The 23,284-nt window shown below is 61.4% G+C and carries 16 protein-coding genes and 1 pseudogene; 13 read left to right on the forward strand and 4 right to left on the reverse strand.

Features of this window, described 5'->3' with window-relative positions; translation table 11 throughout:
• A partial coding sequence (locus tag FJ404_15365) for a group II intron reverse transcriptase/maturase (GenBank protein ID MBM3824242.1) occupies positions 1–188 on the reverse strand: 188 nt, incomplete at its 3' end.
• Between the two features lie 817 nt (positions 189–1,005).
• Here FJ404_15365 and FJ404_15370 point away from each other — a divergent pair.
• The 12 genes and pseudogenes from FJ404_15370 (at position 1,006) to FJ404_15425 (ending at position 17,004) form a co-directional block, all read left to right on the forward strand.
• Positions 1,006–1,302 carry a hypothetical protein gene (locus FJ404_15370; GenBank protein MBM3824243.1) on the forward strand — a complete coding sequence of 99 codons (297 nt, stop codon included), beginning with the start codon at positions 1,006–1,008 and terminating at the stop codon, positions 1,300–1,302.
• Positions 1,303–1,348: 46 nt separating this feature from the next.
• Positions 1,349–4,405: a PKD domain-containing protein gene (locus FJ404_15375; protein MBM3824244.1), complete on the forward strand. Its 3,057-nt coding sequence runs from the start codon at positions 1,349–1,351 to the stop codon at positions 4,403–4,405.
• A 1,284-nt stretch (positions 4,406–5,689) separates the two neighbouring features.
• The gene (locus FJ404_15380; GenBank protein ID MBM3824245.1) at positions 5,690–6,436 is read left to right on the forward strand and encodes a hypothetical protein; all 747 of its coding nucleotides are present in this window, start codon (positions 5,690–5,692) and stop codon (positions 6,434–6,436) included.
• A gap of 495 nt (positions 6,437–6,931) precedes the next feature.
• The gene (locus tag FJ404_15385; protein MBM3824246.1) at positions 6,932–9,295 is read left to right on the forward strand and encodes a hypothetical protein; all 2,364 of its coding nucleotides are present in this window, start codon (positions 6,932–6,934) and stop codon (positions 9,293–9,295) included.
• Between the two features lie 297 nt (positions 9,296–9,592).
• Positions 9,593–9,820 carry a hypothetical protein gene (locus tag FJ404_15390; protein MBM3824247.1) on the forward strand — a complete coding sequence of 76 codons (228 nt, stop codon included), beginning with the start codon at positions 9,593–9,595 and terminating at the stop codon, positions 9,818–9,820.
• A gap of 314 nt (positions 9,821–10,134) precedes the next feature.
• Complete coding sequence (locus FJ404_15395; protein ID MBM3824248.1) at positions 10,135–10,347, forward strand: transposase; 213 nt, start codon at positions 10,135–10,137, stop codon at positions 10,345–10,347.
• Positions 10,348–10,483: 136 nt separating this feature from the next.
• Entirely contained in the window at positions 10,484–13,114 is a 2,631-nt protein-coding gene (locus tag FJ404_15400) for a hypothetical protein (protein MBM3824249.1), read from the forward strand.
• Between the two features lie 701 nt (positions 13,115–13,815).
• Positions 13,816–14,643: a DUF1559 domain-containing protein gene (locus FJ404_15405; GenBank protein ID MBM3824250.1), complete on the forward strand. Its 828-nt coding sequence runs from the start codon at positions 13,816–13,818 to the stop codon at positions 14,641–14,643.
• A 29-nt stretch (positions 14,644–14,672) separates the two neighbouring features.
• Positions 14,673–15,071, forward strand: coding sequence for a hypothetical protein (locus FJ404_15410; protein ID MBM3824251.1), 399 nt, complete (start codon positions 14,673–14,675; stop codon positions 15,069–15,071).
• A 243-nt stretch (positions 15,072–15,314) separates the two neighbouring features.
• Positions 15,315–15,599: pseudogene (locus FJ404_15415) on the forward strand (hypothetical protein).
• A gap of 70 nt (positions 15,600–15,669) precedes the next feature.
• Positions 15,670–16,098, forward strand: a complete 429-nt coding sequence (locus FJ404_15420) for a recombinase family protein (GenBank protein ID MBM3824252.1) — start codon at positions 15,670–15,672, stop codon at positions 16,096–16,098.
• 33 nt (positions 16,099–16,131) lie between these two features.
• Positions 16,132–17,004 (forward strand): NAD-dependent epimerase/dehydratase family protein, encoded by an 873-nt coding sequence (locus FJ404_15425; GenBank protein ID MBM3824253.1) that lies wholly within the window; start codon positions 16,132–16,134, stop codon positions 17,002–17,004.
• A gap of 39 nt (positions 17,005–17,043) precedes the next feature.
• Here the strand turns inward: FJ404_15425 and FJ404_15430 are convergent, their stop codons facing one another.
• The 3 genes from FJ404_15430 to FJ404_15440 form a co-directional block, all read right to left on the reverse strand.
• Entirely contained in the window at positions 17,044–19,320 is a 2,277-nt protein-coding gene (locus FJ404_15430) for an MBL fold metallo-hydrolase (protein MBM3824254.1), read from the reverse strand.
• A 219-nt stretch (positions 19,321–19,539) separates the two neighbouring features.
• On the reverse strand, positions 19,540–20,316 hold the full coding sequence (locus tag FJ404_15435; protein MBM3824255.1) for a glycosyltransferase family 2 protein: 777 nt from the start codon (positions 20,314–20,316) through the stop codon (positions 19,540–19,542).
• A gap of 38 nt (positions 20,317–20,354) precedes the next feature.
• Complete coding sequence (locus tag FJ404_15440; GenBank protein MBM3824256.1) at positions 20,355–21,809, reverse strand: hypothetical protein; 1,455 nt, start codon at positions 21,807–21,809, stop codon at positions 20,355–20,357.
• 125 nt (positions 21,810–21,934) lie between these two features.
• Here FJ404_15440 and xylA point away from each other — a divergent pair, with 125 nt between their 5' ends.
• Positions 21,935–23,257: a xylose isomerase gene (gene xylA, locus FJ404_15445; GenBank protein ID MBM3824257.1), complete on the forward strand. Its 1,323-nt coding sequence runs from the start codon at positions 21,935–21,937 to the stop codon at positions 23,255–23,257.
• Positions 23,258–23,284: the final 27 nt, after the last annotated feature.

A 23,284-nucleotide genomic window follows, 5' to 3' on the forward strand; every position in this document is an offset into this window, starting at 1 on the left:
GGACTCGGAACGTAGGTTCCGGCCAGGAGCTTAGCGCGAAGGGTTTCCCAGTGTTGACGCACATGGTCGCGTCGCTGTTCCGTCGTCATGCCGTCGATGCCGGGCGCGCCTCCGTTGCGTTTGACCGCCAGCCAGGCTGCCGTCGCATGGTCTTGCGTGACGACTTCTTCCATCAGGTCTTCGTGCATTGCTTTCTGGGGTGAGTCCCGCGTCAACGCCGTCTCGTCGTCCACTCCCTCGGCGGGCAGCGGCTTCTCCGCTTGGGCCTCGGTTCGCCAGTCCGGGGTGGGGACCGCAGTGGTCTCGCCCCGCTGTTTCGGATGACTCTCGTGGTCGCTGTCAGGTTCTCTTTGAGTTCTGCTCTTTCGTTCTTCGGCCCTTCGCTCGGTCCGCCTTTTGGTTCGTGCGAACCTCAAACGCTACGACGGCCTCGGCTGACTTCCCCGCGTCTCTCAACACGGGGACCTCCCCGGGTCAGTGCCTGGTCTTTCCGTTCGCGCCTCTGGGCTCTACAGACGACCGTCAGTGACTTCGGACTTCGCGTTGGCCAGCACGCTCGTCCCCGACCGTCTGCCTCACTGCCCATTGGTGTTCCTTCGGTCGAACGTTTGCCTCCCGCCCTTTCGCGTCGACTCCTTGCGGAGACGACCTGGCGGTTCGGCTACGGTAGGCGTCACCAGCCCCCGTCGGGAACCTTTCATCCCGATAGACCAAGCTCCTGCCGGGCACACGGGCGCAGGCTGCCCAGCCTGCGGGGCGACGAAAGGAACCCGGCGCGTGGAGAGCAGGGAAGGGCCGCGTGCTTCACCCGACGGGCCGTCGGCGATACGGCAGGCTGGGCAGCCTGCGCCACACGACAGACCACTGATACGGTTTCCAAAGTTATTCATCCGCGGGCGAGGAGAGCCAGGAACAGCTTCGGGATGCGCGGACGGTGCCCTGGGAAAGTCTTCCCTCCGTTACCTCTCGATTGCCGCCACGGACCGTTTCTGCTCTTCTTCACTCATGACACGCCACTGCCATCGATGCGGAGGGGAATGGAATCTCGCGGGACAACCCGGACGCAGCGAGTCCTGCCACCGTTGCGCGGCCGATCTCCGCGTCTGCTTGAACTGCTCGAGCTACGACGCCCGAGCCGCGCACCAATGCCGCGACCGACGCGCCGATCCCGTCTTCGAGAAAGCTTCCGGAAATTTTTGCGAATACTTCGAGTTCATCCGCCGCTCCTTCGCGCCTCCCTCCGATGCCCACCCCCGCGAATCCGCCGCCCGCGATCAACTGAAGAAACTCCTCGGCGATTGAGGCCCTGCTTCCTGAGTTGGCGCGTCATGCTCACTCAGCCCCTTTCATGATCAGGCTGGCGCCAAACCAAGCCAGGCGGAGGAACAACCATCCGCAATCCGCGTTCCCCTGCATCCCATGGTACGCCCTGGTTGGCCTTCGGATTCTGGCCATCCTCTTTCTTGTTCCGGTCGACCCCACCAGGGTCTGGAGCGCAACAGGACCCGAAAAGCCCGCCCGACTCCTGGTCATGCCCAGGCCCGGGGTCGCGCAGGCCGACCTCGACCGCTTTCACACCCGCCACCGCCTGAAACTGCTCCGCTCACACCTGGCCCTCGGCAACCTGCAAGTGCTGGAGTTGCCACGCGGCATCTCGCCTGCCGAAGCCGCTCAGGCATGCGCCCGCGAAGGTCTCGCCGTCTTCGCAGAACCTGATGCCAAAATTCGCGCCCATGCCCTGCCCAATGATCCGAAGGTTCAAAGTGGCGAACAATGGCATCTTCATAATCGAGGCCTCTCCGGCGGACGCGTGGGGGCGGACATCCAGGCCGTGCGCGCTTGGGACAGCCTCCGCGACGCATCGTCTATCATCGTCGCGGTGGTTGATAGCGGGATCCACTACACCCACGAGGACCTCGCCGCCAACATGTGGAGAAATCCGGGTGAAATCCCCGGCAACGGACGCGACGACGACCGCAACGGCCTCATCGACGATGTGCATGGCCTCAACGCCGCGGGCGATAACGGTGATCCGATGGACACCAACGGACACGGCACCCACGTCGCCGGCATCATCGGGGCCGTCGGAAACAATGGCAAAGGTGGCTCGGGTGTGGCGTGGAAAGTTCAACTGATGGCATGTCGGTTCCTGGTCGAGGATGGGGAAGGCAACATTTCCGACGCGATTCGTTGTCTCGATTACGCGCGATCGAAGGGGGCGCAGGTCATCAACTGCAGTTGGGGAACCACCGCCAATTCCGCTGCTCTGAGCGCCGCCGTGGATCGGCTGCGGACCGCAGGCATCATCGTTGTGGTTTCCGCGGGCAATGAGGAGGCGGACAACGACCAAGTCGGCGAGTATCCCGCCAATTTCCCGCATGACAATTTGGTGGTAGTCGCTGCTACGACGGCTTCGGACCGTCTCGCCTCATTCTCCAATTTCGGCGCGTCCCGCGTCGATCTCGGAGCCCCCGGGATGGCCATTCATTCCACTTGGAACAGCAGCGACACGGCGTACACGGTCCTCAGTGGCACCTCCATGTCGGCGCCGATGGTCAGCGGAGCGCTGGCTTTGCTCCGGGCACGATTTCCCTCGGAATCGCCGCCCCAGCTCATCGACCGCCTGATCTCGACCTCGGATTCGTTGCCGGACTTGGCTGGGAAATCAGTCAGCGGCGGGCGCCTGAACCTCCGACGCGCACTGGAGGAAACTCTGTTCGCCGACTTCTCGGTATCGACCTTGCTCGGAAGTCCTCCGCTCATGGTTTCTTTCACGAACACCTCTCGAGGCGAAGCCACCGCCATCCGGTGGGATTTCGGAGACGGTGCTTCATCCACCGACACTCAGCCCAGCCACACCTTTGAGTTCGAGGGGAATTTCACCGTCACGCTTAAGGTCACAGGGACGAACGGTGTGCAAAGCGTCAAGACCCGCGTCATCGCCACTCTGGGCAACTACACCGGCACTCCCAAACCGTTCGCGTGGTTCGATCCAGGCTCCGCGAAACCGCTCATCTTGTTCGACGATGATGTTTCGCCCGCGATTCGGCTTCCTTTTCCGTTTCGATTTTACGGCAAGGTCTATGAAGAAGTGTTTGTAGGCGCCAATGGGATCATGGGGTTTCGGTCAGAAGGTCTCGAATTCCGCGCCAATACAACCCTGCCCACCCTCGCTCCACCCAACGCGATTCTCTGCCCCTACTGGGACAACCTCAACCCAGGGTTGAGCGGGGAAGTCACCACCACGACGATCGGCACCGCACCGGACCGCCGATTTGTCACCACATGGTCCCAAGTCCCTCTCAACCTCGGAGGACTGCCCCTGACCTTCCAGGCTATTTTGGAGGAAGGCACGGGCAATATCGTTTTTCAGTATCTCGAAGTTCATCCCGAGAGTTTTCGAGCCGGAGGATTGGGCGCCACGGTGGGCGTCGAGAGCGAATCGGGTGAGATTGGGTACCGCTACTCCTTCAATGGCGCACCCCGAACACTCACCAACCATCAAGCTATCCTCATTCAACCGCGATTCTCTCCCGGCATGAGAGTCACTCCGGCAGGGTCGATCTCCGTCTCGGGTCCTCCAGGAGGTCCGTTCTCCCCCGCCTCCGCGTCCGTTCAGTTGGAGAACCTCGGTCAAACTCCCCTCCAGTGGCGCGCCCGCCTAAGCGCAAGCTGGTTAAGCCTCTTGCCGGTCAGCGGCACCCTGGAAGCCGGAGCCAGAGCCACCCTGACCCTGTCGATCGAAGATACCGCGAAAGAACTCCCAGCCGGAAATCACCTCGACATCATCGAGATCTTTAATGAGTCCAATGGGATTGGCAACGCCCGCATTCCCGTGACGCTCTCGATCCAGGGCCAAGCGGGAGAGCTTGTCCTGTCCCAAGACGCGGAGTTCTCCGCTTCTGGACCCGCCGGAGGACCCTTCACTCCATCCAGCCGTGTTTACACCCTGTCGAACAAAGGCGATGCACCGATTCAGTGGAAATCCACCTCGACCACAACCTGGATCACGCTTTCCCCGAATCAAGGCACGCTCGGACCCGGAGAATCCGCAGCCCTCCTCTCGCGGCTCACACCCGACGCCGAAGACCTCCCCACCGGCTCCCATCGCGCCGAAATTCAAGTGACGAATCTCTCCACGGGACGCGGCGGAGGCATCCGCCTCATCAATCTCCAAGTGCTCCCTCCCGCACCCCCTCGACTCTCACTCGAATCCGATAGTTTCGGTCTCCACCTCACCATCTTGTTTCGCCCACAGGCGACGGTCAGGATCGAGTCATCCCCTGACCTCACGAGGTGGACGTCCCTCCAGACCGGAACCACCTCCGGCGATGGGGCGTTGCAGGTGGACTTGCCTGTTCAATTCCAAGGCAATCTCTTCCTCCGGGCGATCGCACAACCTTGAATGACCGCCATTCTCATTTCGGGGAGCGCGGCTGTGTCGGAGACCAGACGCAGCGCACGGACAGCTCTGCGGACTCCAGATTTTTCAAGGTGCTGCACCGGGTCGAAGGACGACACAGTCACGCTCCGGGGCCAAATGAGAACGACTGCTTGAGTGAGCCCTCATGAATGCCCCTCGCTTCATTCATGTGCTGCGTTGAATATCGTTCAACGAGGTCTTACAGAGGTTTCAATCCGTGACGCGATTCAAGCCAAGGAATGGGCGATGCCCACGGCGACGGAATCCTGCATTCAATCTCAAAGGGATTGTGTCCTCCAGCCCAAGGTCGCGAGGAACGAGCTACCTTGGTTCCCTGTTTGGAAATGAATTCAACTGCAACGCGGTTGTGCATGAAACTCGATGGGGAACTTTTCCAAACCCAGTCGAATGTAAAATCAGACATCCTGACCCCAAGCGGGAGATACGGGACGGGTGCAGAAGGGATGTGAGACCAGAGTGACGTGAAGCGGCTCAGTCGCAAGCAGGAGGCTTGCCAGCTATGAGCCGGTGGTTGAGAAGCGCAGCGACGATACCACCGGTCCGCCGAGTCCCCAAGCATGTGCATCCCGGAGGGATGCCAGCGTCGCAGGTGCCCATACCCGGGGTGTGCGGATTTCAGGTCTCCAGGGCCGATTCTTCATGGGCAAGGGGCGGACCGCTCATCCCTGAGATTCCTGCCTCCTGACTTCGAGCCCAGATAATTCATACTGAGTTTGAATCCGCGACAGTGTGCCGCGTGAGGGCACCCGGCCTACAATCGCGCCTGCCTCTTTGTTTGTAGGCCCGGTGTCCTCACCGGGCGTCCCGTGCATGAAATAGGCGGGCTAGCAGCGAATATCTGGTGAGACGGGAACATTCTTGAGACCACCGCAGCCGTTCCCCAAATGCAGGTCGTTGATCATTCCGGTCTGATACTCCCGTGGTGGCTGAAGAAACAGCTCGAACGTATTGCATCCTTTGGACCGAGGATTTGACGCAGGGCTTCATCCAGCACTTCGTCCCGGTTCATCCGGTGGTAATGTCGAAGTCGCCGGGACCGAAACTACCATGAGCCATGGAGTAGTCCGCACCTGGTGAAGCCCACGACACTCCCAGTCTCGGATAGAACTGACCTTCGCCATCGTTCCAGTCGATTGTTCCATTCTGACTTCGAAACAAAACGAACCGTAACCAGAACGCAACCTGGACAGTCTCCATCATTATCTCGGCCATCAACCGAAGCGAAACTGACATGATCCCACTGCTATGAACTCCAAGTCCCTGTTCACCATCGCTCTCCTCCTCGCTGCCACCTTGATCCCTCTTCAAGCCGGTCCCAAAGAGGATGCTCTCGCCGCGGCAAAGCGCCTTACCGAAAAGGGTTACGCGTGGAAAACCAGCTCGGAAAACGCCGGGGGTGGAGGAGGCGGAGGGGGTGGCCGCGGGGGGCGGCGTGGGTTCGGCGCCAGTGAAGGCAAAATCGCAGCCGACGGCACCGCTTCGGTCACGGTCCCGGGCCGGGAAGCCAACACGGAAGCCGTCATCAAAGGCGATAAGTTTGCCATAAAACGAGCCGAAGGCTGGCAGAATGCCGCCGATCTTGAGGCCAACGCGGACCAAGGAGGCGGCGGGGGCCGCGGACGTTTCGGAACGATGATGTTCCGCAATTTCAAGGCGCCGGCCGCACGCGCCCAGGACCTGCTCGGCCAAACCAAAGAGTTGAAGGCCGAGGAAGGAGTCATCTCCGGCGAGCTCACTGAGGAAGGCGCGAAATCGCTGATGGCTTTCGGCGGACGAGGCGGTGGCGGCGGTCCCGAAATCAACGGCGCCAAAGGCTCGGTCAAGCTGTGGATCAAAGACGGCGTGCTGCTCAAGATGGAGACCAAGGTTCAGGGCAAAATGAGCTTCAACGGGAATGACATCGACATCGACCGCACCTCAACCACCGAGTTCAAAGACGTCGGAACCACCCAAGTGACCATTCCCGAAGAAGCGAAGAAGAAGCTGTCGTAACAAACCGGCTCCATCGGAAATCGAAGCAACCGCGATCCCGATCGAAATCCGACGGGTCAGTTCGTAGGTTCCAGCCCAGAACTTGCAGGACGAAGGGCGGGTGGTTCGCGGCGCGGGTTCTCTCCATCTGGATCCGGTGCGTGTAGGAAGCTTGCGGTTGGGGAAGGAAAGAGACGACGGATGGGGCCGTGAGGTTCCTGCGGTATCGGTTGGTGGAAGTGGTGCGGCCGATCACGGGGTTGAGATACGCCACGGTGTTGGAGGGAATCAAGCGCTTCGCCTCGGCGGAGGCAGCGGATGCCGAGCGCCAGCGTTTCTTGAAGAAACTGCCGCGCGCTATGTCACCTATCTTGACTTGACCGCATTGCATTTCCGGGTGCGGCGCTTCTCGGTGGGTTGAGGGGATCGGTTTTAGTTCATGACGCTCCGGCGGGGAATTGATCCGCTGGATTTCTTGAATCGACTTTCGGCAAATCGGGCCGATAACGTTGCGTCATGTTCCACCGCGTTCCTGCCCTGCCGATTGGGCTTCTTCTCACGCTGTCCGCGCTCTGCCTCTTTCTGGAAGACGTATCCGCTGCCTCGAGTCGCGCTCGTCGAATCCTCTACAACCTGGATGGCGATTCGTGCATGACGCTCAAAGCCGGGCGCAGCGGTCCCGGCCCGATCACCACGACCGACCTCACGAACCTTGTCGCCGAACTTACGCTGCCCGGCAGTCAGCTCGACACCCTGCTCGTCTGCGTGAATGCGCAGGTGATGTATTACCCGACCAAGGTCGGCACTCTGCGCGGGACGCTCTCCATGCCGGAGGAGCGGGCGAAATGGTCCGCGCACGAGCAGCAGCGGTTCGAGAACATGCAGGCATTCTTTAACGCGGGCGTGGATCCCTACGCGGTGATTCTAAGTGAAGCGAGGCGTCGCGGGCTCGAAGCATTGCTCACCTTCCGTATGAATGACGCCCACGGCAACGATTTCCTTCGCACGGCATTTTGGCGCGATCATCCGCAATTCAGACTCGGCAACGGCGCGCTCGACTTCGGCTCCGAGACCGTGCGCGATTACGTTTTCCGCCTGATCGAAGAAGCTGTCCAACGCTACGACTGCGATGGCCTCGAACTGGATTTCCAGCGTTTCCCGACGTTCTTCAAGACCGGCACGCCCGAGGAAAACACGGCAAAGATCAACAGCTTCGTCGAGCGCGTGCGCCAGCTCCTCAATGCTGAAGGGGCGAAGCGTGGCCGCCAGCTCGTCCTCTCGGCGCGTGTGCCCTCCGACTATGGACAGACGCGGCCGACTTACCAGCAGGCGCGGTCGCAGACCAAGTCCTGTGATCCCGCTGAGTGGGCGCGGCGCGGCTGGATCGATTTTCTCACCGTGAGCGAATTCCTCTTCACCACCGAAACGCTCGACCTGAAGTCCTGGCGCCGGCACGTGAAGAGCATTCCCATCTACGGCGCGATTCAACCGGAGACGAAACCTTCGCGCAATGAGGGGCGTTGCGAGTTCTGCCTCGGACCGGAGGGCTATCCCAAGTTCGCGAGAGAAAGATGGGCCGATGGTGCGGATGGCATTTACCTCTTCAACTTCTTCACGAGTCGTGAATGGCGTGAACCGATCGAGCCGCCTTTCGAGGTACTGGCCCAAATCGGCGATCCGAAAACACTCGCACTTGCCACCGATGCGCAGACCCGCCGCGTGGCCGGCCTCACTACCGTGTATCGGCACAACTCGCACGCGGATGTCATCCTGAGCCGGTTGCTCCTCACGGACACGCTGGATGGGAAGGGGAAAAATTCGCCGCTCCAGCTCGTTTCGCTCTACACCGATCAACGTCCGCCGAACGACACCAGCCGTTTGCTCGCGGCGTCGCATCGTTTTCCGATCTACACCAATATCGCGGACGCACTCACTCTGGACACCGGGAATCTGGCGGTCGATGGCGTGTTGCTCATCGCCGAACACGGTGATTACCCACGCTCACCGACGGGTAACACGCAGTATCCCAAGCGGCGCTTCTGGGACGAGATCCTCAAAGTGTTCCGCGCGAGCCGCCGTGTCGTCCCGGTCTTCATCGACAAGCATCTCGCGGACAATTGGACGGACGCGAAATACATTTACGACACCGCAAAGGAATTGAACATTCCGCTGCTCGCCGGTTCGTCCGTGCCCGGTTCGTGGCGGCATCCGGCGGCGGATGTCGAGCGCGGCGCGGCTCTGGAGGAAATCGTGATGATCACGTTCGGTTCCACCGACCACTACGGATTCCACGGACTCGAATGCTTGCAATCTGTCGTCGAGCAACGGGGCGGCGGCGAAACCGGCGTTCGAGCCGTGCAATGCCTGGCCGGAAATGCCGTGTGGGTGGCGCGCGACGCAAAGCAGTTCGACTCCGAGCTGCTTGACATGGCACTTAGTCGCCAATCGAATCGCCGCGCGACCCGGCAGTCCCTCAGCGATCTCGTCAAGGAACCCATCCTGTGGCGGATTGAATATCGCGATGGACTGAAAGCAACGGTCCTCGAGCTGAACGGGGCGGTGAACGAGTGGACCGGTGCGTGGCGTTACCAAAAGGACCGGCGAATCGAGTCCACTCAGTTTTGGACGCAGGAGGGCAGGCCCGCCGCGCACTTCACGCTCCTTCTGAACACAATCGAGAGCATGATCCTCACAGGTCGGCCGCTGCAGAGGGTCGAGCGAACGCTGATGACCAGCGGCCTGCTCGACGCGCTGCTACAATCGCAACTGGAAGGTCAAACGAGGAAGGAAACACCGTATCTCGAATTTGGCTACCAACCCATTTGGCGCTGGCAGCAGCCTGCACCTCCGCCGCTCAGCCGGCCTTGGAGCGAACAATGAAACAAGAGTTTGATAGGGTTAGGGACGAGGGATGGGACCTCGCCCCTCCCTCGATAAGGCAACCGGTGCATCCAGAGGTTGTCGGTGACCGGGTTGTCTTGGTAACGCAGACAGCCCTGTCTGCTGTATCGCAGGCTGCCCAGCCTGCGGGGCGGCGAAGGGAACCAGGCGCGTGGACGAAAAGACAACGGAAGACAACGGGGTCAAGTCTACAATATTGACATACGAGTGTCTGTGGTGGCTTGCTGGAGGGTGCCATGTCACGGGCCTTGCGCATTGTGGTGACCGAAGGATGGTATCACGTGGTCAACCGCGGACAGCGGCGGGAGTAGATCTTTTCATGCGGACGATGACCGGCGACGTTTTCTCGGCTTGGTGGCCGAACTGCCGGATCAATTCGGGGTGGACATCCACGCGTTCGTCCTGATGGACAATCATGACCATCTCCTGGTGCGAACCCCCGAACCGAACTTGAGTCAGGCCATCCGCTGGTTGCAGGTGAGTTATGTCAGCCGTTTCAACTAGGGTCATCGGACCGTCGACCACTTGTTTCAAGGGCGGTTCAAAGCCCAAATTTTGCAGGACGAAGGGCGCGTGATTCGTGTCGCGCGGTATCTCCATCTGAATCCTGTGCGTGTGGGATGTTTGGGGTTGGGAAAGGGATGGGCCGATGCATGTGGTCGTGAGGTTCCTGCGGTATCGGTTGGTGGAGGTGGTGCGGCAGATCAAGGGGCTGAGGTGTGCCACGGCGGTGCAGGGGATCAAGCGGTTTGCCGCGGCGGAGACAACGGATGCCAAGCGTCAGCGTTTCGTGAAGAAACTGCGGAGGGTTATGTCAGATATCGGAACTTGACCCCATTGCGTTCCAGACCCCATTGCGTTCCTCCGCCGGGGCGGCCGAAGCTCTCAACGGCATCATCCAAACGGTCAAACGCAAGTCCCGAGGCTTTCGGTCGTTCGAATATTTCCGCACGATGATCTACCTCGTCGCCAGAAAACTCACCTTCGACTTGCCCCAACCTTTCCCATCCACCCACACAAAATCACATTGAGGCTAGAAATCCGATCTCCATCACTTTTTTCCGAGAGCTAGCGGGGCAGGCTTCCCACAATCGGACATTCTTCTTGCGGCAGAAATCCGGAACGTTGAAGGTTCGCGCCAAGCCGTGAAAAGCAAACTCCGATCCGTTGCCTGATAACAACATCGTCGCTCGCGCGCTCGCCTGCTGGGCTTTGGCAGGGTTGGCTGCGGCGGTCGCCGCACGGAGCCCGCTCCCTCTGCATGTGCCTTCGCCCGACTGGCGTGATCAAATCGTCTACTTCGCGCTCATCGACCGCTTCGACGACGCCGACCCGCGCAACAACGACCAGGGCCACCGCGAACACGATGCGAGGCACCCCGAGCGCTTCAACGGCGGCGACCTGAAGGGCCTGCTGCGCCGCCTCGACTACATCCAGGGCCTCGGCGCCACCACGCTGTGGATCACGCCCTGGGTGCGTAACCAGTGGGTGGACGGCGCGCTCGGCTACTACGGTTACCACGGCTACTGGGCGCAACACTTCAAACAGGTCGATCCGCATTGGGGCTCGCTGGCCGAACTGCAGGCGTTGTCGCGCGGCCTGCACGGGCGCGGCATGTACCTGATGCAGGACGTGGTGGTGAACCACGTCGGCAACTACTTCGACATCCGCGGCGGCGGCAGCGCAGACGATCCGGCGCGCCGCTGGCAGCTCAACACACGCTCGCGCCCGACCACGGCGCCGACGCAGCCGCCCTTCCACCTGAACGACCCGCGCCGCGCCGTCCACCGCGAGGCCGCAATCTACCACTGGACGCCCGGCATCGATGACCACACGAACCTGCGCCAGGAGCACACGCATCAGCTGTCGAGCCTCGACGACCTCAACACCGAGAACCCGGCGGTGCGGCGCGCGCTGCGGAAGAGCTACGCGCACTGGATCCGCGCCGCCGGAGTCGACGCGATGCGCATCGACACGGCGTTCTACGTGCCGCCGGAGTTCTTCGAAGACTTCGTGCATGCTCGCGACCGTGCCTCGCCCGGCATGGCCGAGGCGGCGCGCCGCACTGGCCGCCGCGACTTCCTCGTCTTCGGCGAAGGCTTCGGCATCGACCGCCCGGGCGAGGACGCGAAGGCGCGCCGCATCGAGAGCTACGTGCGCGGCCCGCGAGGCGAGCGGCGCCTGCACTCGATGCTGAACTTTCCGCTCTACGGCACGCTCGGCGACGTCTATGCGCGCGGCCGTCCGGCGGCCGAGTTGGCCGAGCGCATCCGCCACATGCTCGCGCTGCACACCGACCCGCACCGCATGCCGAGCTTCGTCGACAATCACGACGTCGACCGCTTCCTCGCCGGTGGCAGCGAGCCGGCGCTGAAGCAGGCGCTGCTGGCGATCATGACATTGCCGGGCATCCCGGTCGTCTACTACGGCACCGAGCAAGGCTTCACGCAGCCGCGGCCGGCGATGTTCGCCGCCGGGTCGAACTCCGGCGGCCGCGACCGCTTCGACACCACGGCACCTCTATACCGCGCCATCGCCGCGATGGCCGCGCTGCGCAAGGGCGAGAAGGCGCTCACGCGCGGTACGCCGCAAGTTCTGCACGCCTGCGCCGCAGGGCCGGGAGCGATCGCCTGGAGCAGCACCCATGAAGGGCGCTCGCTCGTCGTCGCTTTCAACAGCGCCGACGACGAACGGCTGCTCGACAACCTCGACACCGGTCTGGCCGCCGGCGGGGTGCTGGACGGGCGGTACGGGCTCGACGGCAAGCCTGCCGATCTGGTGGCCGGCGCGGGAGGGCGCATCAGCGTGCGACTGCCGCCGCGCGCCGGCTGGGTGTGGGCATCAGCGGCTCCGGCCGTTCGCGCGACAACGGCGGGCGCACCCGCGACGCTGTCGGCCGCCCGCCCGATCACGCTCGAGCCACCACCACCCGTGGTGAGCGGCGATTTCGAGGTCGCGGGCAGTGCGCCGGGCCGGCGCGAGGTGCTGGTAGTGACCGACGGCGACCTTGCCCGTGCGGTACGCGTGGCGCCAGGTGCCGACGGGCGCTTCACGGCGCGCATCGACACCGGGCGCTCTCACAACGGCGCACTGACGCACCGCGTCGTCGCCTGGGCCGCCGACGATGCGCACTCGGCCTCGTCGGCGCACGCTTTCCGCGTCGAGCGGCCCTGGCAGCTGCTCGCCGAAGCCGACGACCCCGCCGGTGACGACCGGGGCCCCACCGGATCCTACCGCGCCCCCACGCATCCGAGCTACGTGGCGGGCCTGATGGACCTGCGCCGCGTGCGCGCGCTCGGCAACGGCGGAACGCTACGCATCGAGGTCGAGACCGGCGCCCACTCGGGCGTGTGGTCACCGGCGAACGGCTTCGACCACGTGGTCTACACCGTCTACATCGAGCTGCCCGGCCGCCCCGGCGGGGCTCGCGTGCTGCCGTTGCAAGGTGGCGAGGCGCCCGCGGGTCTCGCCTGGCACCGGCGGCTGCGCGCACACGGCTGGAGCAACGCGCTCTTCGACGCCGAGGGTGCGTCGGCCACGTCGGAGGGCAGGCCGATCGCGCCGGCGGCCATGATCGCGATCGATGCGGCGCGGCGCACGGTGTCCTTCACGCTGCCGGCGGCAGCGCTCGGCGACCTGCCGAGCCTCGCCGGTACGCGCGTGTGGGTGACCACCTGGGACTACGACGGCGGCTATCGCGCGCTCGCAGTAGAGCCGGGGCCCTTCACCTTCGGCGGCGGCGGCACCGGCAGCGAGGCCAAGGTGCTCGACGCCTCGCCCGTGCTCACGCTGCGCTGAAAACGAACCGTTGAGCCGTGGACGTTCAAGCGGAGGTGCGAGGAATCGAGCAAGGCGTGAGACCGGAGTGGGAGAGGATTGTGCGGGCGAGTGAAGGGATTCTGGGCCGGAGCTGAGAAGGGATGATGCGAGGGCACGGGGATTGGGGACGGGATGGGATTATGTCTGTGGCCGTGAGGTTCCTGCGGTATCGGTTGGTGGAGGTGGTGCGGCTGATCAAGGGGTTGAGGTATGCCACGGAGGTGCACGGGATCAAGCGGTTCGCCGCGGCGGAGGCAACGGATCCCGAGCGCCAGCGCATTTTGAGTCGACGTATGGTTTCCTCAAACCATTCCTCCCCGCCCAGGGTAACATTCGCTTCGAGTCAAATCGCAGCGAACGAGCGAACGCCGTGTATCCCGATGTTGTTGGTAGGGCGGGCCTGTCCCAGCCCGCCGCCCACGGGATGCAAAACATCATGCTCCGGCGGCGCGCCGGGACGGATGCGCCCTACCTGCATCACCGGCAACATCGGGATGCACCGGAGCGAACGACGGCGTCAAGAAAGAGCTTTGCTCGGCATTGCCTTCGCCTTATCGTTGAGGCTTCCGCACAACTTGGTCTTGAATAGCCGCAAGGAGTTGGGCAAAGCTCCATCCGCTCGAGAATTCAAATAACTAGCCCTCAAGCGATATGTGAGACGCGGAGTGGAGATCGATCTTATGAAACATACCCAGACGTCAGGCATTGCTGGTGCCTCCTTGCAGACGGCCCAGGGATTGCGCGGTGGCCAAGCTGCTCCCGACACGGACGCCGGCGGAACGATCGGAACAGGGCGCGCGGGCGATGCCTTCACCCTGATCGAGTTGCTGGTCGTCATCGCCATCATCGCGATCCTCGCGGGTATGCTCTTGCCCGCGCTCTCCAAGGCTAAGGAGAAGGCGGTACGCGCCCAGTGCCAGAACAATGTGAAGCAAATTACGTTGGGCATGCACATGTACACCGGGGATTACCGCGACTTTTTGCCCGAACCCAACTGGAACTCGCCTTGGGTCAGAAGAGGCTGGCTCTATGATGCCGGTCGCCAATCGCCTCCAGATATTTCACGGCCGCCCTTCAGCACGAATCAAATCTCGGCCTATGAGACGGGATTGCTCTACACTTATATCCAAAGCCCCGCCGTGTATCGTTGCCCGCTCGACAGGACAAACAAGCCGGCTTGGAAAAATCGCGCTCAGAAGATGTCCAGCTATCTGATGAATGGCGCGGTCTGCGGATACGGTGCCGTTTCCCCCAACTCGTACAAAGCGTCCCAATTCCAGCCAGATTCGATCATTTTCTGGCAGGCCTTGGAATCGAACCCGGGCGACTTCAATGATGGCTCGAGCGGTCCAACCGAGGGGATCACCAGACTCCATTCGATTGGCACGACCGTCGGGGTTGTGGACGGACATGTCGAGTATCTGAAAACGCTGAAGTTTTACGCGTTGGCGAATGTCCCCGGGAAGAACGCCCTCTGGTGCAGCCCCGCCACTGCCAACGGCCGATAACTTTCGGATTGGAGTGAGCCGATTCTATTATGAAAACCTTCCGTGGCCTCGGCAGATGGCTGGTGACCTTTGCATTGGCGCTGTCGGCGTGTCAGAAACAGGATCCGGTTGCGCAGTTGGAGAAGACCGCTGACCTCATCGCCACGCCGGCTGTGCCCGAAAAGGGGGCCGAAGCGGCTCCAGTCACAGCGTCTCCATCCGCGCAGGTCAAAAGCGCGATCGCGGATTACAAGGCTGGCAATATGGAGGACGCCGTCACTCGACTGCAGTTGCTTCGGTCCACGGCGACTCTGTCGCCCCAGCAACGCATGGCGATGCAGGACAGCATCGCTGCGATCATGGCCGAGATTTATGCCCTGGCGGCTAAGGGAGATCAACGTGCCATCGCCGCCGTAGCCCAGTACGAGCGGATGCAGACCCGCCGGTGACTCGTTGCGGTGATGGCTCGCGACCGATGGGCCTACCGCTCCTGGATCAGCGGCGCTGGGCAGTGCGGACCGAGCGGACGGGTTCGTGCGTTCTGCGCTTCAATTGAGGCAATCACTTGGGCTCAGGGGAAGAGACAACGGGGTCAAGTCTACAATATTGACACACGCGGAGTGTGCGGTGGCTTGCTGAAGGGCACCATGTCACCACCCTTGCGCATTCTGATTGCGAGAGGATAGTATCACGTGGTCAATCGCGAACAGCGGCAGGAGCGGATTTTTCATGGGGACGACGACCGGCGACAATTCCTCGGCTTGGTGACCGAATATCCGGATCGATTCGGGGTGGAGATCCATGCGTTTGTCTTGATGGACAATCATGACCATCTCGTGGTCCGAACCCCTGAACCGAACTTGAGTCATGCCGTCCGCTGGTTGCAGGTGAGTTACGCCAACCTTTTCAACTGGGCTCATCGGACCGTCGGCCACTTGTTGCAAGGGCGGTTCAAAGCCCAGAACTTGCAGGGCGAAGGGCGGGTGATTCGCGTCGCGCGGCATCTCCATCTGAATCCGGTGCGTATGGGAGGCTTGGGGTTGGGAAATGGATGGGACGATGGATGTGGCGGTGAGGTTCCTGCGGTATCGGTTGGTGGAGGTGGTACGGCCGATCAAGGGGTTGAGGTATGCCACGGCGGTGCAGGGGATGAAGCGATTCGCCGCGGCCTCCGTTGCCCCCGCCGCGACGTCCGGCGAGCTGATCTTCCACATCCTCACCGCCCTGGCCCCGTTCGAGCGACGGTTGATCCAGGAGCACACCCGCTTCGGGCTGGAAGCGGCACGCGCCCGTGGCCGGAAGGAAGGTCGGGGACTGGTGGCTGTAGATCACGAAAAACCAGGCCGAACCCTTCTGCTGCGACTTGCGGCGAGCCCGACTGGCCCTGGAGAGCCGCAAGTAACCGCACCGGCCTTGACAATCGTTCCGGCGGTGGCGAAATGCCGTTCCGGCGCTGACCGGTCAGACCCCGGGTGAATCGGGGGCAGTGTAAATCTCGCAACGGTGCCCATGACTCAACAACGCAAAGTGATGCTTGTGACCGGTGCGGCCGGTTTCGTGGGAACCCGGCTCTGCCAGCGCCTGACCGCGTCTGGCCATCAGGTCATCGGCCTCGACAACTATTTCACCGGGTCGCGGGACCACCCTGTTGCCGGAGTGGATTACCGGGAAGCCCACACCAAAGACATCGAACGCGCGGTGCGCGAAACGCCCGATCTCGTCTATCATTTGGGCGAATATGCCCGGGTGGAAGTAAGCCTGCGCGAACCCGCGCTGGTCTGGGACCTCAACGTGGCCGGCACCTTCGGCGTGCTGGAATTCTGGCGTCAACGCGGCTGCAAACTGATTTATGCCGGCTCCTCCACCAAGTTCGCGGATGGCGGGCTCGGACGCGACCAGAGCCCTTACGCCTTTACCAAAGCCACCAACTCGGAATTGGTGCGCAACTACGGGGCGTGGTATGGACTCCCCTTTGCGATCACTTATTTCTACAACGTGTATGGGCCCGGCGAACGCAGCGGGAAGTACGGTACGGTGATCGAGATTTTCCGCCAACTCTTCCTCCAAGGCAAACCGCTCCCCGTCACCGCCCCGGGCACGCAACGTCGTATTTTCACCCACATTGAGGACATCGTGGACGGACTCCTGCTCGTCGGTGAAAAGGGTGAGGGAGATGAATTTGGATTGGGCGCTGAAACTTCCTATTCCATCCTGGAACTGGCCAAACTCTTCGGGTCCCCCATCGAGATGCTCCCCGAAACGGCGGGCAATCGGTTCCAAGCCACTCTGGACAGCACCAAAGCCAGGGCCATCGGGTGGCAGGCTCGGCACAAACTTGTGGATTACATCCGCTCCATCACCGAATCGACCCGCCTGCCCTGAATCGCCCTCATCAGCCCCTGCAGATCGAAGCTCCGACGATTACTTCCGATGACCTTCCGATCCGGACGTCCCAGGATCGATGATCTCGACCACCGCATCGAATCGCTCGCCGTAGCGTCTGCCGTCCAGTGTCACATCGAAGGCCACAAGCCGAACCCCAGGCTTCGCGGCGGAGTTCGCCCGCACTTCCAATTCAAAAGTTCGACGCTCCTCACTCTGGAGTTCACCTTCGAGGACAGGATCCAAAGCCTCAAGTCCCTCGCCGCACCGAACCCGAATCGAGTGGCGCTGCGGTCGCGAATGAAAGTTTCGCACCCCTAATTTCAATTTCACGACCTTCCCTGGTAACACCCGGGCGCGGTAAGGCTCGGCGCGGACCCAAAAAGGATCAAAGCCCAGGCGGTAGTCCTCCTCCGCGATCAATTCCCGAAAGGCATCCCTCATCTTGTAAGCCCAATCCCGATAACGTTCAACAAAGGCCGCAGGTTCCGGCATGACGTAGGAATGTCCTCCCAAGATCAAGTCGGGCTGCAACCGCTTCAGCAACTCGGCGCCCACGATGTAACCTTCCTCAAGGATAGCGCTGTTATGCGCCACCATGGCTTCGTGCCCGGTTTGTTCCGGATCGCGCGGATCGCCGAAAAGATTGTCGCCCGTAAAAATCACTTTCTTGCCATCGATCATCCCATGAACACAAAGGGCGAACTCCGTCTGTCCCGGCATCCACTCCACCGTGAAATCCCATCCGCCCCACTGAAATCGCTCCCCGCTCGCAAACGTCCGATCAAACCGAATCCGGTCCACCCCGGTGCCGTAAGCCTGAATGGGCGCGCAGTAATCGAAATCCTCGGGCCGCTCGCAAACCGCCACCATGCGGTCCAATCCCCACAGCTTCGTTCCCCACCGAGCCTGCAAATGCGGCGCCTGCAAGAAATGATCCCCGTGCATGTGGGTGGGAATCACCGCGTCGATGGTCTTCAAGCCCAGTTTCGAGCGCATGCCCTCGAGCGCAGTGTCCAGAAAATTGGTGGCGAGCAATCCGCAATCCACCGCCAACCCCCGGCCATCCTTCGACATGATAAGGTAGAAATTCGGATAAAACTCAGGCCCGCGAAACTTGAAGATATGCGGCGTGACCCGCCACACATGGTGAACTTCGGTAGGACGCGATACCGGGTCCTGCGCGGCGGCGGAAAAGGTCTTCACCGGGTACCCTCGGACCAGCAACCGTTCGAAGCGAAACAGCTTCTGTTGAAAGGCCGCGAGCGCAGACGCGGGTTCTGGGATCGCGTTTCCATGCGAAGGAAACAGCCATGCGGGCTGATAACCCTCCAACTGGCCCGCGGCGTTGGCCAGTGCCCAAACGCCTGCCGCGAAACCATAGTCCCACTCGCTGTCAGGCCAGGCGTGAATCTTGCCCCCTTCCAGCATCGCGTCACCGCTGAAAGCAACCCAGCGTCCACCGTGCTTGATCAAATAGGACATGCCGCCCGGACTGTGTCCGCGGGTGTCCACACACCAAATCTCATGCCCCCGCCAAACAATCTGGTCCATCGTTTTGAACGTGCGGTCCAGCGGGATGGGATCAACCGGCGGCCGCACAAAGCTCGAGCCATGAATCGTGAACGGATCGTTCAACCTCACCCGCATCCGGCGAAACGAAAGCGGACTCTCGAAGAGAGCGCGCTCAGCCTCGGGCGCCGCCACCCGGGTGCCACGCCGGCGCCAAGGTTCGAGCAAGGGAGCGCCTTGGCATTGCTCCCGGTGATGATGAGTGAACAGGACCCAATCGATCCGGGAGACGCCAATTTGTCCGAGTTGAGCCAGCACCGATCCATCGCCCAAATCGATCAGGAGTGAAGCGTCCCCGTCGCGCAACACGTAGACATGACAGGTGTCGCTCCATCGATAAACAAAGGGAAAACGCTCCGGATCGGGCCGCGTCCATGTCCCTGCCGGGGCCTCGGACCGTGCCACGGCCGCAAGGCCGAAAAGCAACCAGAAGCACCAAGTGATCCATCCTCTGGTCCTCATCTGATCACGCGTGCGCATCAAGTCCGGCGTTTCTCGGGCTCCCGGTTTGACCGAGGTCTGGGCGACGCGCGCTTGGGATTTCGTTCGCGGAGAACATTGAGTCCCTAGGCGGTCCGAGGGAGAATCCTCCCCAATCTTGGTGAAAGATGGTTTCATGATGTCACCGCGACGAACTGGCTTGGGCCTTCCACTTCGACAACTTCCGGTACAACAGTCCAAAAAAGAGAGCGCCGCAGGCATTGACTCCGAGCGTGTACCCCAGTTTGTACCTTCGACCGTCATGATGCGCGGAGAAGATGGCCACGTCCTTGCCCATCGCCAGCGACGGCAGCGCAATCGGCATCATGGCTCCATGGGCAACACCGTCCCAGAAACCGGCTTGCATCTTGAGTTCGGCTGAACGCGCCACGGAACGATTCAGGGTTGAGGTGAACAACCAGGTTGCCACCCCGAAAACCGAAAGCCGCATCATCCAGCGTCCGAGGCTCTGCAAACGCTCGCTCATGAACGCGGGATGATGATCTCCGTCGGCGCCAAAGCCGGCGGATCGGTCGATTCCGCACCACGTTCGGCTCGGGCCTGACGGCAAACGTTCCAATACCACCGAAGCCACCGTCCCCCATCGCTCAGCGGCGAAATATGGCTTCGGCTCTTAAAATAGATCGTTTGAATCGGGACCCATTCCACTCGTTCACCCCGAAGCACAAAGGAAAGCAACACTTCGCTCTCAATCTGAAACCGACGGGAGCTTGGACCGGCGGAAATCAGCGACGGCACGTGGACAAGCCGGAATCCGCATTGGCTGTCCGGAAGGTGGCTTCCACTGAGTCTGGAAAGCCGCCGGCTCATCCAGGCATTGGTCCAAGCCCTCAAGCGGGGCATGTGCGGACAACTGAAATCACGCTGACCGGCCACCAGGGTGGCGGCAGTTCGGTCCGCCGCCTCAAAAAACCGCGGGATATCCTCAGGCGCGTGCTGTCCATCACCATCCAGAAACAGCACCCATTCGCAGCCTTGTTGGGCGCACCATTCCCATCCTGTTTTCAAGGCGGCGCCTTTTCCACGATGTTCCGGGTGACTCAACACCGTCGCCCCTGCCGTTTGCGCCACTTGGGCAGTGCGATCCGATGAGGCGTCATTCACCACCACGGTATTGGGCAAAAACTCGCGGACACGCGGCACCAATTTCCCCAGTGCCCATTCCTCATTCAAGGCGGGCAGCACCGCGGCGCAACACTCACTCCAGGCCGCGCCCATTTTTGCCAACCTCCCGCTCATTCGTGATTCCAGGTCTAATCGTGTTTGCAAAGGGCAGGCTAGAGAACTCCGTGCGCCACCTCAGGTTGAGGCAAGGTCCGCGCAATCTCCGCCTCGCGATATCCGAAGCCCACCGGGCCGAGTGTGCTCCAATCCACATGACCATCCCGCCTTCGGTAGAGTCCGGGATGCACTTGAGCCTCGGGCGCCGAAGCTTCCGGGTAAAATTGCATGGCATTGGTTTCGACGCCCATGATGGTTCCGACGTGCGCCGCCAGGAGGACGTGCGGGATTTGCGCGAGCATCGGATTGGTTAGATCCTGCACCATCAGGGTCATGCCATGCGCCTTCGCCCAGCACGCGCTCAACAGGGCTCCCGACTGGGTCTTGCAGGTCTTCAGCGCCACACCTGTCCAACCGAGTTCGCGTCCCAACCTCACCAATCGCCAGTCATGGGCGCTCTCGTCCAGAAAGAGCGGTTTGCGGGCCGAAACACTGTGCGCGTCAATGGCGGATTCCTCCAAGTCGTAGGGAAAAGGCTGCTCCACGTAGAGAAGGGAAGCGAAGGTTCGTGGATGCTCGTCACGCAAACGGTCGAGGATGCGGTCCACATACGCGGCAGCATGCACGGTGCAATTGAAATCCGCGGTCAGCCATTCGACACCGTATTGCGCCGCCAATTCCCCCACTCGAACCACCCGCTCGAAGTCCCAGCCTTCATCGTTCCCCCGCAGCTTGATCTTGAGACACTTGAGACCGTCGCGCTGGATCCAATCCTCCAGGAGCACGGGATACCCGTCCTCAGGCTCCTGGCCTGTCAACTCGGTCGCGTCAATGGGATCGAGTCCCCCCACCAGATGCCACGCGCGAATCTGCTTCCGCGCCGGCCGGACAAGGAAGTCTTCTGGGAAGCGTCCGGCAAATCTGACCTTCACTGCCGGGGCCGGCTGCAAAAAATGGGACAAATCGCGCGTGATCCAATCCTGCGAGTAGATGGAGTAAGCCGTCACTTCGTGCAACCGGGCGTAGGCATCGTGCAGCGCCTGATCAAACACGGAGCAGCAGATCAACGCCGCGAGCCAGGGCATGCGTTCCGCGTCGGGACGGACTTCGTTCCACTCCCGCCACACCCTTTTCAACTCCACCTCCTGAAAATCCCATCCCAATTCAACCGGATGCCCCCAAGCGTCAAACTCCGTCCAGGCTCGCGCCAATCGCCGGGTCATTTCTTTCATGGCTTCCAGGCGAACCCCGAACGGAATCGAGCTTGGCCAGGTCCATTGGACGCTCAGAGGCGTCTCGCCCCAACCCTCGGCGAGATCGCCCTTTCTTCCGCGCACCATGAGGCGCGCGCGGGCGCACAACGCCGTCGTCAGCGTTTCGCCGCCGAACTTCAAGGGCACCCTGGTTGCGATGGGCAGAAAATGAAGGGCGGCACCCGCCAAACGCACGTCCCGGACCGATTGGCTCACGCTGTTCCTTTCCTCGCGGAAGGACGCGGCACGAAACAACATGAGTGGGTTCGCAAAAGGTTCATCGCAGGAACAGCGGCCACGCACTCTATTCCGGGAAGGGGCTGCATTTCAAATGCCTTGTGACGCAGATGGGTTTTCCCTAAATTCGGGATTCACGAAACGATATGAAATCGAACCGATCGCCGCTGGCTCATATTCCCGCCCTGCAGTACGAAGGCCCTCAAAGCCGCAATCCCTTCGCCTTTAAACACTACAATCCCGAGGAGATCATTGAAGGCAAGACGATGAAGGACCATCTTCGGTTCTCCGTCGTTTACTGGCACACGATGCGCGGGACGGGACAGGATATGTTCGGGGTGGGCACGGCGCAAAGGCCGTGGGAGGATTTCACGGATTCGCTGGAAATGGCCAAACGAAGGGTCCCGGTTTTCTTCGAATTCTGCCAAAAATTGGGGGCTCCATTTTACGCATTCCATGATCGCGATGTTTCGCCTCACGGCAAGACGCTCCGGGAATCCAACAAGCACTTGGACGTCATCACCCGCCTGCTGAAGGAACAGCAAAAAGCCACCGGCGTGCGTTTGCTGTGGGGAACCGCGCAGCTCTTCGTACATCCCCGCTACATGCACGGCGCCGCGACGAGCTGCAACGCGGACGTCTTCGCCTACGCCGCCGCGCAAGTCAAAAAGGCCCTGGAGGTCACCCATGAGCTGAACGGCGAAGGTTACGTTTTCTGGGGAGGACGTGAAGGTTACACCACGCTCCTCAACACGGACTTGGAACGGGAGATGGACCACCTTGGCGCATTCCTCAACATGGCGGTGGACTATAAGAACAAGATTGGATTCAAGGGCCCCTTCTACATCGAGCCCAAGCCTAAGGAACCCACCAAGCATCAGTACGATTCGGACGCAGCCGCTTGCCTGAACTTTCTCCGGCAATACGACCTGATGAACGACTTCAAGCTCAACATCGAAACCAACCACGCCACATTGGCCGGACACACGATGCAGCATGAGCTGGAGGTCGCCGGCACCGCCGGCGCGCTCGGGTCCATCGATGCCAACATGGGCGATGTGCTGCTGGGATGGGACACGGACCAATTCCCCACCGACCTCTACCTCACCACCCAGGTCATGCTCAGCATCCTCAAATTCGGGGGATTCACCACCGGTGGCACCAATTTTGACGCCAAGGTCCGCCGCGAGAGCTTCACCGTGGAGGATTTGTTCCACGCGCACATCGCCGGCATGGACACCTTTGCTCGAGGGCTAAAGATAGCCGCGGCCATTCGCAAAGATGGCCGTTTGCAGCAATTTGTGAAGGATCGCTACCGAACTTGGGACGCCGGAATCGGCGCGAAAATCGAAGCCGGCCGGTGTGCCTTTGAAGATCTCGAGGCCCATGCGCTCAAAATCGGCGAAGTGAGCGGGCTTGAAAGCGGCCGCCAGGAATTGCTCGAGAACTTGATCAACGAATTCATTTGACCCGGGGCTTTTCGGAAAGCTCGAGCA

The sequence above is a fragment of the Verrucomicrobiota bacterium genome, assembly GCA_016871495.1.
In the GTDB taxonomy this organism is placed as follows: Bacteria; Verrucomicrobiota; Verrucomicrobiia; order Limisphaerales; family VHDF01; genus VHDF01.

Coding starts and splice junctions, on each gene's coding strand:
- FJ404_15370 (MBM3824243.1), top strand. CDS start 1,006: ATGACACGCCACTGCCATCGATGCGGAGGGGAATGGAATCTCGCGGGA.
- FJ404_15375 (MBM3824244.1), top strand. CDS start 1,349: ATGATCAGGCTGGCGCCAAACCAAGCCAGGCGGAGGAACAACCATCCG.
- FJ404_15380 (MBM3824245.1), top strand. CDS start 5,690: ATGAACTCCAAGTCCCTGTTCACCATCGCTCTCCTCCTCGCTGCCACC.
- FJ404_15385 (MBM3824246.1), top strand. CDS start 6,932: ATGTTCCACCGCGTTCCTGCCCTGCCGATTGGGCTTCTTCTCACGCTG.
- FJ404_15405 (MBM3824250.1), top strand. CDS start 13,816: ATGAAACATACCCAGACGTCAGGCATTGCTGGTGCCTCCTTGCAGACG.
- FJ404_15410 (MBM3824251.1), top strand. CDS start 14,673: ATGAAAACCTTCCGTGGCCTCGGCAGATGGCTGGTGACCTTTGCATTG.
- FJ404_15420 (MBM3824252.1), top strand. CDS start 15,670: ATGGATGGGACGATGGATGTGGCGGTGAGGTTCCTGCGGTATCGGTTG.
- FJ404_15425 (MBM3824253.1), top strand. CDS start 16,132: ATGACTCAACAACGCAAAGTGATGCTTGTGACCGGTGCGGCCGGTTTC.
- FJ404_15430 (MBM3824254.1), bottom strand. CDS start 19,320: ATGACGGTCGAAGGTACAAACTGGGGTACACGCTCGGAGTCAATGCCT.
- FJ404_15435 (MBM3824255.1), bottom strand. CDS start 20,316: ATGAGCGGGAGGTTGGCAAAAATGGGCGCGGCCTGGAGTGAGTGTTGC.
- FJ404_15440 (MBM3824256.1), bottom strand. CDS start 21,809: ATGTTGTTTCGTGCCGCGTCCTTCCGCGAGGAAAGGAACAGCGTGAGC.
- xylA (MBM3824257.1), top strand. CDS start 21,935: ATGAAATCGAACCGATCGCCGCTGGCTCATATTCCCGCCCTGCAGTAC.